Origin of the sequence: Methylobacterium sp. WL64, assembly GCF_008039945.1 — a bacterium.
Lineage (GTDB): Bacteria > Pseudomonadota > Alphaproteobacteria > Rhizobiales > Beijerinckiaceae > Methylobacterium.
This window is the reverse complement of the sequence record NZ_VRVA01000022.1, coordinates 33,908-47,583: the sequence shown is the minus strand read 5'-3', so window position 1 is coordinate 47,583 and position 13,676 is coordinate 33,908. Positions and strand designations below refer to the sequence as shown.

11 protein-coding genes are annotated in these 13,676 nt (G+C 69.3%); 4 read left to right on the top strand and 7 right to left on the bottom strand.

Features of this window, described 5'->3' with window-relative positions; translation table 11 throughout:
• Positions 1-29: 29 nt before the first annotated feature.
• On the bottom strand, positions 30-632 hold the full coding sequence (leuD, locus tag FV242_RS12845) for a 3-isopropylmalate dehydratase small subunit (protein WP_147909996.1): 603 nt from the start codon (positions 630-632) through the stop codon (positions 30-32).
• A 69-nt stretch (positions 633-701) separates the two neighbouring features.
• Positions 702-1,436 carry a HisA/HisF-related TIM barrel protein gene (locus FV242_RS12840; protein WP_147939201.1) on the bottom strand — a complete coding sequence of 245 codons (735 nt, stop codon included), beginning with the start codon at positions 1,434-1,436 and terminating at the stop codon, positions 702-704.
• A 6-nt stretch (positions 1,437-1,442) separates the two neighbouring features.
• Between FV242_RS12840 and FV242_RS12835 the strand changes: the two genes are divergently transcribed.
• From FV242_RS12835 to FV242_RS12825, 3 genes are read left to right on the top strand one after another with little or no spacing between them, the layout of a single operon-like run.
• Positions 1,443-2,486, top strand: a complete 1,044-nt coding sequence (locus tag FV242_RS12835) for a hydantoinase/oxoprolinase family protein (RefSeq protein WP_147939200.1) — start codon at positions 1,443-1,445, stop codon at positions 2,484-2,486.
• Positions 2,483-2,683, top strand: a complete 201-nt coding sequence (locus tag FV242_RS12830; RefSeq protein ID WP_147939199.1) for a hypothetical protein — start codon at positions 2,483-2,485, stop codon at positions 2,681-2,683. Before FV242_RS12835 ends, FV242_RS12830 begins: the two co-directional genes overlap by 4 nt.
• Positions 2,684-2,717: 34 nt before the next feature.
• Positions 2,718-3,524 (top strand): hypothetical protein, encoded by an 807-nt coding sequence (locus FV242_RS12825; RefSeq protein WP_147939211.1) that lies wholly within the window; start codon positions 2,718-2,720, stop codon positions 3,522-3,524.
• Between the two features lie 21 nt (positions 3,525-3,545).
• Here the strand turns inward: FV242_RS12825 and FV242_RS12820 are convergent, their stop codons facing one another.
• A complete protein-coding gene (locus FV242_RS12820) occupies positions 3,546-5,168 on the bottom strand; it encodes a cyclic nucleotide-binding domain-containing thioredoxin-disulfide reductase (protein ID WP_147939198.1) in 1,623 nt (540 codons plus the stop codon).
• A 311-nt stretch (positions 5,169-5,479) separates the two neighbouring features.
• Entirely contained in the window at positions 5,480-6,643 is a 1,164-nt protein-coding gene (gene hpnH / locus FV242_RS12815) for an adenosyl-hopene transferase HpnH (RefSeq protein ID WP_147854312.1), read from the bottom strand.
• 659 nt (positions 6,644-7,302) lie between these two features.
• On the opposite strand from hpnH, the gene FV242_RS12810 reads away from it, so the two are divergent.
• Entirely contained in the window at positions 7,303-9,969 is a 2,667-nt protein-coding gene (locus tag FV242_RS12810) for an MMPL family transporter (protein ID WP_147939210.1), read from the top strand.
• A 69-nt stretch (positions 9,970-10,038) separates the two neighbouring features.
• On the opposite strand, the gene FV242_RS12805 is transcribed toward FV242_RS12810, so the two are convergent.
• The 3 genes from FV242_RS12805 to hpnJ all read right to left on the bottom strand — a co-directional run bounded on the left by FV242_RS12805 (position 10,039) and on the right by hpnJ (position 13,659).
• Positions 10,039-10,914: a helix-turn-helix domain-containing GNAT family N-acetyltransferase gene (locus tag FV242_RS12805; protein ID WP_147939197.1), complete on the bottom strand. Its 876-nt coding sequence runs from the start codon at positions 10,912-10,914 to the stop codon at positions 10,039-10,041.
• A gap of 330 nt (positions 10,915-11,244) precedes the next feature.
• Entirely contained in the window at positions 11,245-12,087 is an 843-nt protein-coding gene (hpnK, locus tag FV242_RS12800) for a hopanoid biosynthesis-associated protein HpnK (protein ID WP_147939196.1), read from the bottom strand.
• Between the two features lie 138 nt (positions 12,088-12,225).
• Positions 12,226-13,659 (bottom strand): hopanoid biosynthesis associated radical SAM protein HpnJ, encoded by a 1,434-nt coding sequence (hpnJ, locus tag FV242_RS12795; protein ID WP_147939195.1) that lies wholly within the window; start codon positions 13,657-13,659, stop codon positions 12,226-12,228.
• Positions 13,660-13,676 lie beyond the last annotated feature (17 nt).

Here is a 13,676-nt window from a genome sequence, read left to right as displayed (position 1 = left end):
AGACTTGCGAGAGCTTTCGCGTCGCCCGCTCAGGCCCATTCCCGAGCGGCGAGCTTCTGCTCGTAGGCGTCGATCGCGGCGGCGCGCTGCAGGGTCAGGCCGATCTCGTCGAGGCCGTTGAGCAGGCTGTGCTTGAGGCCGCCGTCGATGTCGAAATGCAGGGTGCCGCCGTCCGGCCCCTTGATGGTCTGGGCGTCGAGATCGACCGACAGGGTCGCGTTCGAGCCACGCTCGGCGTCCTCGAACAGCTTCTCAAGGTCGTCCGGAGCGACCGTGATCGCCAGGATGCCGTTCTTCGCGCAGTTGTTGAAGAAGATGTCGGCGAAGCTCGTGGAGATCACGCAGCGGATGCCGAAATCGGCCAGCGCCCAGGGGGCGTGCTCCCGGGACGAGCCGCAGCCGAAATTGTCGCCGCACACCAGGATCTTCGCGTTCCGGTAGGCCGGCTTGTTGAGCACGAAGTCCGGGTTTTCGGAGCCGTCGTCCTTGTAGCGCATCTCTGCGAACAGGCCCTTGCCCAGGCCGGTCCGCTTGATCGTCTTCAGGTACTGCTTCGGGATGATCCGGTCGGTGTCGACGTTGATGATCCGCATGGGCGCCGCGACGCCCTCCAGCGTGGTGAATTTTTCCATCGTCTGCAGGCTCTTGGTGAAGGCACGGTCTGGCGCCGGTTTAGCAGCCTCGGCGGCGGGTCGGAAGCGTCAGGCCAGATCCCCGGCCTCGGCGCTCCGCAGGGTGCCGTCGTGGAGCGCCGAGGCGACCAGCGCCCCGGCGATCCCGGCCGCGCGCAGGGCCCGCAGGTCGTCCGCCCCGCGCACCCCGCCGGCCGCGTAGACCCGGCGGCCCGGGGCCCGCACGGCCCGGAGCGCGTCGAGGTCGGGCCCGGCCCCGGCGCCGACCCGGGCCAGCGTCATCGCGATCACGTCCGGCGGCCAGAGCCCCGGATCGTCGTGGAGCGCGGCCGGGCCGAGGCGCTCGGATCCGCGCGTATCGAGGGACAGCACGGCGCGTTCGCCGAGATCGGTGACGAGCCCGGTATCGTGCTGGCTCTCGCTGCCGATCACGGGCCGCCCGAGGCCGGCGGCGAGGAACGCCGCGACGCCCGCCGATTCGGAAAAGCCCGCATCGACCCACAGGCCGAGTCCCGGGCATGCGCGGGCGATCGCCTCCAGGGCCCGGAGGTCCGGCCTGATCCCGTCGATGATCGCGTCGAGATCGGCGACGTAGAGCGTTTGGGCGGGCCACGCGTCGAGAAGACCGCGCGCGATCGCATCGGGCGCGGAGCCCTTTGCCAAGGGCGTCTCGATCGGGGCATAGGAGGAGCGCTCGCCGCGGCGCGCCCGCACCACGCGGCCGCCGCGCAGGTCGAGCACCGGGATCACCGCGAAGCCGGGGCGCCCGAGTCCGTCATCCATCGAGGCGCGCGTCGCGGTCATATGCCCATGCCAGTCCCAAAGCAGATCGGGTGGGACCTCGGTGGGGTCCACGTCAAGGCCGCGCTGGTCGAGGATGGCCGGGTCGTGGCGGCGGCCCAGGTCCCGTGCCCGCTCTGGCAGGGCGTCTCGGCCCTGGACGGGTCCCTGGCGGCCTTGCCCGACTGGGCGCGCGGCGAGGTCCGGCACGCGGTCACCATGACGGGCGAGTTGACCGACTGCTTCGACGGCCGCCGGGAAGGCGTGGCAGCGCTCTCGGGCTGGGCCGAGCGGCACCTCGCCGGCCCGGTGCGGATCTACGCCGGCCGCTCAGGCCTCGTGGCCCCGAACGCGGCAGCGGAGGTTTTCGCGGACGTCGCCTCGGCCAATTGGCACGCCACGGCGGCGCTCGCCGGGCAGCATGCGCCGGACGCGCTCCTGATCGATGTCGGCTCGACCACTGCCGACCTGATCCCGATCGTCGCCGGCCGCCCGGCGGCCGCCGGCTACAGCGACGCCGAGCGCCTGGAAACCGGGGAGCTCGTCTATACCGGGATCGTCCGCACCCCGGTGATCGCGCTCGCCGACCACGCCCCCTTCGGCGGTCGCCGCACCCGGCTGATGACCGAGACGTTCTCCCACATGGCCGACGTCTACCGGATCCTGGGGCTGCTGCCCGAGGGGGCCGACCAGCAGGCCAGCGGCGATCGCAAGGGCAAGTCCATCGCCGAGAGCGAGACGCGGCTCGCCCGAATCGTCGGGCGGGACCGCGAGGAGGGCACCCCCGAGGCCTGGGCGCTGCTGGCGGGCCACTTCGCCGAGACGCAGCTGCGGCTGCTGCACGACGCCGCCGCCACCCTGCTGAGCCGGTCCGATCTCACCCCGGGAGCGCCGCTCATCGCGTGCGGCGCCGGCGCCTTCCTGGGCCCGCGCCTCGCCGCGCGGCTCGGGCGGCCGACCATCCCGCTGGTGAGCCTGCTGCGCGGCCGGATCGCCGGAGAGCTCGACTGGATCTCGACCTGCGGGCCGGCGGTCGCCGTCGGCCTCATCGCCTCGGAGGACGCATTCGCATGAGCGCCATCAAGATCCTGGCCCGGGTTCTGACCACCCGGGTCGGGCCGCATATCGAACTGGCCGTGGAGACCGAAACCGGTGAAGTCCTGAAGGTGCTCGCCACCGAGGATCAGATCGACCGGCTGGTGGACGAATTGGAGGACATGCTGAACTCGCCCGTGGAGCCGGAGGATGGCGAGCCGCCGGAGGCGGCCTGAGGGTCGGCGGGTCGAGACCGGCCATGAGACCGGCATGAGCCTGATCGCCGCCAAGATCGCCATCACCCCGGCCCTGATGTGGGCCGTGTCGGCGGCGGCCCGCCGGTGGGGCAGCCTGGTCGGCGGCCTGCTGTCGGGCCTGCCGCTCACCTCGGCGCCGATCTCGATCTATCTCGCGCTCGAGCAGGGCGAGACCTTCGCGGCCGATGCCGCCGTCGGCTCGGCGGAGGGGCTGGGGGCGGTCACGCTCTGCTATCTCGCCTACGTGGTCTGCGCCCCCCGGATGGGCCCGGTCGCGGCCCTCTGCGCCGCCCTGTCGGCCTTCGTCCTCGGCGGCCTCGTGCTGCACGGGCTGATTCGGCCCGGGCTATGGCTCGCGGCGGCGATCGACCTGCCGGCCATGGCCCTGGTCGTGGCGCTCTGCCCACCGCCCGCCGGACCCGCGCCCGCCGGAGCGCGCCCGATCCCGCCGCGCTGGGACATGCCGGCGCGCCTCGCGGCCGCGACCGCGCTGGTCCTGCTGGTCTCCAACCTCGCGCCGTATCTCGGCTCCGGCCTGAGCGGCCTGCTGGCGCCGATCCCGATCATCTCCTGGCCGCTGATCGCCTTCGCCCGGTTCCAGGACGGCGTCCGCGCCTCCCTCGACGTGGTGCGCGGCAGCGCCCAGGGCGCCTTCGGCGTGCTGGCCTTCTATGGGTGCGTGCACCTGTCGCTCGGGCAGACCGGGCTGGTTACGGCCTACGCGGTGCCGATCGCGGTGTCGGCGGCCTGCGTGCTGCCGTGGCTGATCGTGGGGCGCCGCCGACGCGCCAAGCGTTCGGCCGCGCCCCGGCCGGCCTGATCGGACCGGGTCGAGGCGGGGTCACCCGTGTTCCTGGACGTAATCCCAGACCTTCGAAATGACGACCGATCCCTCGCCGACCGACGATGCGACGCGCTTCACGGACGCGGCGCGCACGTCGCCGACCGCGAAGATGCCCGGTTGCGACGTGGCATAGGGCGAGCCGGCGCCGACGGCTTCCCCGGTCAGGACAAAGCCGTTGCGATCGAGTTCGACGAGGCCGGACAGCCAGCCGGTATTGGGGGCCGCCCCCACCATGACGAACACCGCGCAGGTCTGGATCGTCCGGACCGTCCCGTCGGCGATGGTGCGGATCGACACCGCGTCGAGGGCGTCCTCCCCATGTAGCGCGCTGAGCTCGGCGCCGTACTCGATCGTGATGGCCGGATCCGCCTCCAGGCGGCTCGACAGGTAGCGCGACATCGAGGTTGCCAGCGACGGCCCGCGGACCAGAAGCCGGACATGCCGGGCGGAGCGGCTGAGGAACATCGCCGCCTGCCCGGCCGAGTTGCCGCCGCCGACGATGACGGTCTCAGTGTTCTTGCAATAGCGGGCCTCGATTTCGGTGGCCGCATAATAGACGCCCGCCCCCTCGAACGCCTCCAGGCGATCGATCGGCAGGCGTCGGTACTGGACGCCGGTCGCCACGACCACGGCCTGGCCGCGCACCCGCTGGCCGTTGTCGAAGGTCGCGCAGTACGCGTCGTCGTCGAGGCGCTCGAGCTTCGCCACGCGCCGAGGCATCGCGAACCGCGTGCCGAACTTCATCGCCTGGACTTCGCCGCGCCAGACCAGATCGGCCCCGGAGATCCCGGTCGGAAACCCCATGTAGTTCTCGATCCGGCTCGACGTGCCGGCCTGCCCGCCGATCGCGACGTCTTCGACCACCAGGGCGCGCAGCCCCTCGGCGCCCGCATAGACGCCCGCCGCCACGCCGGCTGGACCGCCGCCGACGATCAGCACGTCGAAAGCCTCGTCGTCGATCAGGTTGTAGTTCAGGCCGAACAGCTGCGCGACCTTGTCGGGCGTCGGGTCTGCGACGACGTTGTTCCGGCCGAAGATCACGGCCGGCCGGTCGGCGGGAACCGAACAGGTCGTGGCGACACCCTCGGCCTCCGGACTGCCGAGCGCGTAGGACCGATAGGGCAGGCGGTTACGGCTGGCGAACTCCGCGATCCGCCGGACCGCCCGGTCGTCGTCCTCGCCGATCAGGACGAGCGTGCCGTCGCGCGAATCGAGCTGCCGCCGCCGCCGCGCCGCCAGGACCGTGATGACGATGTCCGACATCTCGGGGATCTCGGCCATCAGACGCAGCATCGCGGCCCGCGGCACCTCAATCACATCCGTATCGGTGACCGTCCGCATCGGCATCGACCAGCTGCCGCCGTTGAGGAAGGAGATCTCGCCCATGAACTGCGTCGGCCCCAGGGTCGAGGGCAGGTGGCGCTCGTCCGTGAACGGGTTCACCACCTCGATCTCGCCGTCCTCGACATAGACGAAGCGGTCCGCCGGCTCGCCGGCGCGAACCAGGACGGTCCCGGCCGGGTAATGCCGCGGGACTCCCACGGCTCTGATCGCGGCGACATGCGAGGCCGCGAGGGGGACGCGCTGCATCACGCGCAGATCCGGGCCGATCGTTTCCATGGCCTGCCCCCTCGCACTCCTGCCGCCGTGACGCCCGGTCGGCCACGGGGGACGAGGACCCGTTCCAGGGGCGGGTTCGTCTTCGCGACCTGTGCGGGCGAATATCCGCCCGAGGTGCAACGAAGGATTGTCCAAGGTCAAGCTTGACCGGCCTGGCCCATCCGATCCGAGGGCCTTCGCCCAAACGCGCGACGGGCTCGGCCCGCCTGGTCATGCCCGGTCACAGCGTGCCGGTGACCGCAGTCTCCAAAACGAGAAGACCCGCGGCCGTGGGGCCGCGGGTCTTTTGAGAACACTCCGATACCAGTGGGTCAGGCGGCCGTGCGCTTGCGGGCTTCCTGCTTGGTATCGACGCCGGCCGCTTTGATCTCGGACAGCTTCTGGGCGACGTTGCGCGAGAACACGAACTCGGCCGGGCGCTGGTTCTCCAGGCTGACCTCGGGGGCCATCGCACCGTCGGTCTTGATGCCGCGGATCGCGTGAACGAGCGGCTTCCAGGGCTTGCGGACCGAATCGACCACCGAGGAGGCCTCGTAGCCCGAGTGGACCATGCAGTCGGCGCACTTCTCGTAGTTGCCGGTGCCGTAGGAATCCCAGTCGGTCTCTTCCATCAACTCCTTGAAGGTCGCCGCGTAGCCCTCACCGAGCAGGTAGCAGGGCTTCTGCCAGCCGAACACAGTGCGGGTCGGGTTGCCCCAAGGCGTGCAATGGTAGGTCTGGTTCCCGGCCAAGAAGTCGAGGAACAGGCCCGACTGCTGGAAGGTCCACTTCTCGCGGCCCTTCTCCTTGCCGTGACGGAACACGCCGCGGAACAGCTCCTTGGTCGCCTTCCGGTTCAGGAAGTGCTTCTGGTCGGGGGCGCGCTCGTAGGCGTAGCCGGGGGAGACGGTGATGCCGTCGATGCCCATCCGGGTCACGCTGTCGAAGAAGTCGGCGATCTTCTCGGGCGAGGAATTGTTGAAGAAGGTGCAGTTGATGGTGACCCGGAAGCCCATCTCCTTGGCCTTGGCGATGGCCGCGACTGCCTTGTCGTAGACGCCGCGCTGGCACACCGACTGGTCGTGCATCGACTGGTCGCCGTCCAGGTGGATCGACCAGGTGAAGTACGGGCTGGGCTTGTAGTCCTTGATCTTCTTCTCGAGCAGAAGCGCGTTCGTGCAGACGATCGCGAACTTCTTCTGGTCGATGATGCCTTGCACGATCTGCGGCAGATCCTTGTGCAGCAGCGGCTCGCCGCCGGCGATCACCACCACGGGTGCACCGCACTCGCGGACCGACTCAAGCGCGTCGGCGACCGGGAGACGCTTGTTGAGGATCTCGTCCGGGTAATCGATCTTGCCGCAGCCGGCGCATGCGAGATTGCAGCGGAACAGAGGTTCCATCATCATCACAAGCGGGTAGCGCTTGCGGCCCGTGAGGTGCTGCTTGAGGATGTAGCCGCCGATCTTCGCGACGTACCGGAGGGGGATACCCAAGATTGCGGCTCCTTGACTGCGTCGGCCCCGGGGCGATCGGGGTGCTTACCGCGAAAAAAACACGAATTCCAGCGCTCTAGCTTGGAACTAATCTGAAATGATCCCGTTTCGGCGGGACCATGACGACTTATTCTGTTCCTGACGCAACCGCGCCACATGGGCGGCGATCGGCAGGGAGGACGGATGGGATCGCCCGACGGTTGAGGACAGCACGCGCAATGCGTCCGCAATGCGACCGAAATCCAAAGATTTTGATCCCGATCCCACGAATGCAGTGCGGTATCGCACATCCGCCCAGGCGAAGACCGAGCCCCGGCCTTCGCGTTGCAATCTGGGATCGCCCTCTTTACTGAGCCCTGTGGCCGCGATGCAAGGGGTGGCCCGTACCGAGCGGCTGCGCGCGGGCCCGCATCGGACCGGTTCGAATTGCGCGCGCCCGCGGCGCGACCAGATCGGGCGGTGCGGCGTTCCCCGAACGCGAAGGTTGCTTGTGCGGCTCAGCTGCGCGCGCACGGACCTCGGGGCGTATCTCGGGCGGGACTTCACGCGGCCCGTCGAGCCCGGCGGGTCTTCGAAGCCGGTCGGGCCGATCCGGCCGGGGCATTTGGGATGAGCCGGTCGCGCATGGGGCGCGTCCGGGGCGAACAGGCAGGGTGCTCGTGATCGAAGGTCTCGTCGCGTTCTCGGTGCGGTATCGGTGGATCGTGATCGCCCTGATGGCGTTCGTCACGGTCGCGAGCCTCGGGGTTGCGGCGCATCTGTTCCGCATCAACACCGATGTCGAGCGGCTGATCGATCCCAAGGAGCCCTGGCGCCAGGACGAGATCAACTTCGAGAAGGCGTTCCCGCAGCGCGGCAACACCCTCGTGGCGGTGATCAACGGCGAGACGCCCGAGGAGACCGAGGAGGCGGCCGCCAACCTGGCCAAGGCGCTGAGCGCCCACAAGAACCTGATCGAGACCGTCTACCGGCCCGACGGCGGCCCGTTCTTCGACAAGAACGGCCTGCTGCTGATGCCCCAGGCCCAGCTCGACAAGACGCTGGAGGAGTTGACCCAGCAGCAGGGCCTGCTCGGCCCGCTTGCGGCCGACCCGTCCCTGCGCGGCGTGATGCGGGTGCTGTCGCTCGGCGCGCGGGGCGTGAAGACCGGAGACGCCAAGCTCGAAGACCTCGACAAGCCCATGGGGCAGATCGATGCGACCCTGCGGAAGGTACTGGACGGCAAGCCCGTGCGGATGTCCTGGCAGGAGCTGCTGGCCAACGGCGAGAGCAGTGTCACGGACAAGATGAAGTTCGTGATGATCCAGCCGGTGCTGGACTTCAACGCGCTGGAGCCCGGCTACCAGGCGACCAAGCTGATCCGCAACGTGGCGCAGGATCTCAAGATCAACGCCGAGAATGGCCTGCGCATGCGGCTCACCGGCACGGTGGCGGTGGCGGACGAGGAGTTCGCGACGCTTTCGGAGGACGCCGCCCTCAACAACAGCATCATCGTCGGCGCGATCGTGCTGTTCCTGTGGCTGGCCCTGCGCTCCGGCAAGCTCGTCGGCGCGGTGCTGATCACGACCTTCGCGGGCCTCATCGTCACCGCCGCCCTCGGCCTCGTCATGGTCAAGGAGCTGAACCCGATCTCGGTGGCGTTCGCGGCCCTGTTCGTCGGACTCGGCATCGATTTCGGCATCCAGTTCTCGGTGCGCTACCGGGCCGACCGCTACGAGCAGCCGACGCTCCAAAGCGCGATCCGGGCCGCCGCCCGCGGGGTCGGCTGGTCGCTGACGCTGGCCGCCGTATCGCTGGTGGCGGGCTTCTTCGCGTTCCTGCCGACCGCCTTCCGGGGCGTCTCGGAGCTGGGCCTGATCGCCGGCGTCGGCATGGTCGTGGCCTTCCTGTTCTCCCTGACCCTGCTGCCGGCGCTGATCGCGGTGTTCAAGCCCAAAGGTGAGAAGGCCGCGGTGCAGACCGAATGGCTGGTCGGCGTCGATCCGTGGATCATCCGCAAGCGCAAGCCGATCCTGATCGCGGTGGGCCTCGTGACCCTGGCCGGCGCGCCGCTGCTCTGGCACCTGCCGTTCGACTCGAACCCGATGCACCTGCGCAGCACCAAGACCGAGTCGATCGCCACCTATCTCGACCTGATCAAGAACCCCGAGACCAGCCCGAACCTCATCGACGTGCTGGCCCCCAACGTGGACGCGGTGCCGGGCCTCACGAAGACGCTGGCGGCGCTGCCGGTGACCTCGTCGATCAACAGCATCGACACCTTCGTGCCGCGGGACCAGGACAAGAAGCTCGCTTCCATCGCCGACACGGCGCAGCTGCTCGATCCGGTGCTCAATCCGGGCCGCAAGCCGCCGCCGCCGACCGATGCCGAGAACGTCAAGGCGCTCAAGGATGCCGCCACGGCGCTGAACGGCGTGGCGGGCGACGGGAAGGGCGGGGCCGCGGGCGTGCAGACCGCCAAGCAGCTTGCCGGCACCCTCGACACGCTCGCCGGTGGGCCGGTGCAGATGCGCGAGGCAGCCTCGGTCGCCCTCACGAAGGACCTCGTCCCGCTGCTCCAGCGGCTGCGCGACCTGCTCCATCCGGAGAGGATCACGCTCGACAACCTGCCGCCCCAGCTCAAGGCCGATTGGGTCGCAGCGGACGGGCGCGCCCGCATCGAGGTGCATCCCAAGGGCGATTCGAACGACGACGAGGTGCTGCGGACCTTCTCGGACGAGGTGCTGAAGGTTGCCCCCCACGCCACCGGTGCACCCGTGGCGACGACGCGGTCGACCTACACGATCCTGGGCGCCTTCGTTCAGGCGGCCATCACGGCGTTCGTGCTGATCTTCGTCATCCTGTCCGTGGCGCTCCGCAAGCCGTGGGACGTGGCGATGACCCTGGGCCCGCTGGTGATCGCGACCCTGTGGACCCTGATGGCCCTGCGCATCATCGGCATGCCGCTGAACTTCGCCAACATCATCGCCCTGCCGCTGATGCTCGCGGTCGGCGTCGCGTTCCACATCTACTACGTGATCGCATGGCGGGCGGGCGTCACCGACATGCTGGCCTCCAGCCTGACCCGGGCGATCTTCTTCTCGGCGCTGACCACCGGCAGCGCCTTCGGGTCCCTGGTGCTGTCGAGCCATCCGGGCACGGCCAGCATGGGCAAGCTGCTGGCGCTGTCGCTGTTCTTCACGCTGATCGCGGCGTTCTTCGTGGTGCCGGCGACCCTGGGCGAACCGCCCACGCAAGCCGACGACGACCGCCCGGAGGGCGAGAAGGCCGCGGCGGCCGCGCTTCGGAAGAGTGCCGCCCTCTCGGATCCGGTGCCCGCCAAGTAGAGTCTGCTTCCGCGGGACGGGGCGCATGATCGAGAGCCCGGTGCGGGGACGCGCCGGGCTCTCGATCGGTCAGAGCACCTTTTCGAAGAAACGGTCGGGGTAGGGGTCGTCGTTGAAGCGTTCGATCTCGACCCAGCCCGTCTTGCGGTAGAGCGCCAGGGCCTCCGGCAGGGCACTGTTGGTGTCCAGGCGCAGCGCCGTGACCGACAATGCACGGGCCCTGTCCTCGACGGCCTGCATCAGCCGTCCGGCCACGCCGAGGCCCCGGGCGACGGGGTCGATCCAGAGCCGCTTGACCTCGGCGACCGGGCCGCCGCTCCCCTTCAGGGCGACGCAGCCGACTGGCAGACCGTCGGCCATCGCGAGCAGGAACGCGCCGCGCGGCCGGACCATCGCGGCCGCCTCCGGGTCGCGCGACAGGGTGACGTCGAACCCGGTCCGCAATCGGGATGCGAGTTCGGCGTAGTACGCCTCCAGGCATGTGCGGGCGGCCTCGCCCCGGGGATCGACCTCGGCGATCGCGATCCTGTCGCGTCCGAGCATCAGGGCAACGAAATCCATCGCGCGCAGAAGGTCGTCCACCCGGGGCGCCCGCGTCAGCACCGCCGAGGCGCGGACGTCGGACAGGCCCTCGTAGGCCGCGAATTCCCGCTGCCCGGCCTCGGTCAGACGCGCGACCCGGCGGCGGGCATCGTCCGGATGGGGCTCGGTGGCGACAAGACCCTCCTCTTCCAGGCTGCGCAGCAAGCGGCTCATCAGACCCGAATCGAGGTCGAGATAAGCGCGGATCTCGGCGACATCGGTCCGTCCGGCGCCGATCGCGTTGACCACACGGGCCGCCCCAAGGGGACGGCCCCGGCCGAGGAAGGAACTATCGAGAGCCCCGACCTCCGCGGTGACGGCACGGGCGAAGCGACGGAAGCGGGCAATGGAGTCGGGCGCCATGATACCTGACTTTAGTCAGACGATCGGCGTCGTCAATCGCGAGTGCCGCCAGCCTCTGGGAGATTGCGACCAAGACACGTCTCGGAAAGCGCGATCCCGGCATGCCGATCGGGACGTTGGCAGAGTTCTTCGAGGCGGTCGGGATCGGGATGCTTCCGGTCACGGCCGCGCACACCATCGCGGCCGTCGATCCGATGCCCTCGACACGCGCTCCGTTCGACAGGATGAAGCGAGTGCAATGCCTCGTGGAAGGCCGACGCCTCGTCACGGTGGACAATGCTCGACGCGACCATCCGCCGGCGGGTCGCTGCAAGGATAAAACCGCGAAGGCTAGCCCAAAAAGTCCGAAAGCCCGCCCCTGAGTGCCCCTGACGCGTCGGCGGCCGCCCGGGAGGCGGGGGCGATCAGCGCGTCGCGCTCGGCGCCGTAGAAGTAGCCTGGCGCCTCGCCGGCAAAGCCACCTTCCGTGGCCGGGTGCGTGTACAATTCGGTGAGGCCGTCCGGGAGATGGGCCAGGAGCGCTGCGACCCGGGCCGGCGTCATCGCGCCGGACCAAGCGAGGCCGAGGGTCCGGTCCGGGATCAGCAGGCCGGCTTGGCGGGCGCGCACGGCGAGCAGGGCCGCCCAGGGGGCGATGTCCAGGGCCGGCCGGGGCCGGGCGCTGGCCTCGGCCCGGCGGAGCAACGCGCGAGGCTCCCGGGGCACACGGATCGCCCGCATGCCGTAGCCGCGGCCGATGCGCAGCACCGCGCCGGCGATCAGCGGATGGACGTGGAAGTGCTTGTGGGCGTTGACGTGGTCGAGGGCTAGGCCGGTCGCCCGGTAAGCTTCGAACTGCGCCTCGATCTCGGCGACGAGCTGATGCCGGGCGGCTGGCTTCCGGGCGAGGTCGAGGCCGACGCGGGCCATGTCGGCGCGCATCAGGCCGGTCGCATCGGTGAGGTCGGGGAGTTGCGCCGCCGGAAGGGTCGGCCAGGCCTCCACCAGCACGAGATGGAGGCCGACCCGCAGGGACGGCATCCGCTTGGCCCGGGCCACGGCGTCGGCGGCGGCCGGCGCCGAGACCATCAGGCTCGCCGCGGTGAGGATCCCCTCACGGTGAGCCTGCTCGACGGCCTCGTTGACTTCGAGGCTCAGCCCGAAATCGTCGGCCGTAACGACAAGACGCTTCACAACGACCTCGTAAGGGGTGTCGAGAGGGCGAGCCCTCTCGCGGGTCCAGGGCGGAGCCCTGGGGAGGGTGCGGGGCGCTGCCCCGCCCCCGCCGGGGCCGCAGCCCCCGCCGGGGCCGCAGGCCCCGGACCCTGGTTCTTACGCCGCGTTGGCGGTGCCCTGACGCTCCTTGAGGAAGCGGTAGAACTCCACGCCCTCGCGCAGGCGGCGCTTCATCATGTCGGGGGAGCGCACCATCTCGCTGACGATGGAGGCGATCTTCGGGGCGCGGAAGTAGAACTTCCGGTAGAACTCTTCCACCGCCGCGAAGATTTCGGAATGCGACAGGTGCGGGTAGTGCAGCGGAGCGATCTGCACGCCGTTCTCATCGACCAGTTCGGCGTTCTCGATGTCGAGCCAGCCGTTCTCCACCGCCTGCTTGTACAGGAACGTGCCCGGATACGGCGCGGCCAGCGACGCCTGGATCGTGTGCGGGTTGATCCGCTTGGCGAAGGCGATCGTCTCCTGGATCGTCTCCTTGGTCTCGCCCGGCAGGCCCACGATGAAGGTGCCATGGATGGCGATGCCGAGGTCGTGGCAATCCTTGGTGAACCGCTCGGCCACCTCGACGCGCATGCCCTTCTTGATGTTGTTCAGGATCTGCTGGTTGCCGGACTCGTAGCCGACCAGCAGCAGGCGCAGGCCGTTCTCCTTGAGCACCTTCAGGGTCTCGCGCGGCACGTTCGCCTTGGCGTTGCACGACCAGGTCACGCCGAGCTTGCCCAGCTCGCGGGCGATCTCTTCCGCGCGCGGGAGGTTGTCGGTGAAAGTGTCGTCGTCGAAGAAGAACTCCTTGGTCTGGGGGAACTCCTTCAGGCAGTACTTGATCTCCTCGATCACGTGGGCGACCGAGCGGGTGCGGTAGGTGTGCCCGCCGACCGTCTGCGGCCACAGGCAGAAGGTGCAGCGGCTCTTGCATCCCCGGCCGGAATAGAACGAGATGTAGGGGTGCTTCAGGTAGCCGATGAAGTACTTCTCCATCTGCAGATCGCGCTTGTAGACGCTGGTGACGAACGGCAGCTGGTCCATGTCCGTCATGATCTCGCGGTCCTCGTTATGGACCACGACGCCGTTCTCGTCGCGATAGGACAGGCCCTTGATCTCGGACATCGGCGTGCCGTCGGCGACTTCCTTGACGGTGAAGTCGAACTCGTTGCGGGCGCAGAAATCGATGCAGGGCGCCTGGGCCATGGCGCCGGCGGCGTCGACCGCCACCTTGGCGCCGATCAGGCCGGCCTTGAGCTTCGGGTTGGCAGCCTTGAGCGCCTCGACGGTTTTCACGTCCGACTTGAACGACGGCACCGAGGTGTGGAGCACCACGAGGTCGAAATCGTTGGCCTGGGCAACGATCTCGGCGAGCTTGATGTTGTGCGGGGGCGCGTCGATCAGCTTCGAGTTCGGCACCAGGGCGGCCGGCTGGGCCAGCCAGGTCGGGTACCAGAACGACTTGATCTCGCGCTTGGCTTGATAACGGGAGCCGGCACCGCCGTCGAAACCGTCGAAGGTGGGGGCCTGGAGGAAGAGCGTGCGCATGGGGTTCAAGGCCTCAG

What these genes read in the sequence shown, in the direction of transcription:
- FV242_RS12840 (WP_147939201.1), bottom strand. Translation starts at nt 1,436, where the DNA reads ATGACCGCGACGCGCGCCTCGATGGATGACGGACTCGGGCGCCCCGGC.
- FV242_RS12825 (WP_147939211.1), top strand. Translation starts at nt 2,718, where the DNA reads ATGAGCCTGATCGCCGCCAAGATCGCCATCACCCCGGCCCTGATGTGG.
- FV242_RS12830 (WP_147939199.1), top strand. Translation starts at nt 2,483, where the DNA reads ATGAGCGCCATCAAGATCCTGGCCCGGGTTCTGACCACCCGGGTCGGG.
- leuD (WP_147909996.1), bottom strand. Translation starts at nt 632, where the DNA reads ATGGAAAAATTCACCACGCTGGAGGGCGTCGCGGCGCCCATGCGGATC.
- FV242_RS12835 (WP_147939200.1), top strand. Translation starts at nt 1,443, where the DNA reads ATGCCAGTCCCAAAGCAGATCGGGTGGGACCTCGGTGGGGTCCACGTC.
- hpnJ (WP_147939195.1), bottom strand. Translation starts at nt 13,659, where the DNA reads ATGCGCACGCTCTTCCTCCAGGCCCCCACCTTCGACGGTTTCGACGGC.
- FV242_RS12805 (WP_147939197.1), bottom strand. Translation starts at nt 10,914, where the DNA reads ATGGCGCCCGACTCCATTGCCCGCTTCCGTCGCTTCGCCCGTGCCGTC.
- FV242_RS12820 (WP_147939198.1), bottom strand. Translation starts at nt 5,168, where the DNA reads ATGGAAACGATCGGCCCGGATCTGCGCGTGATGCAGCGCGTCCCCCTC.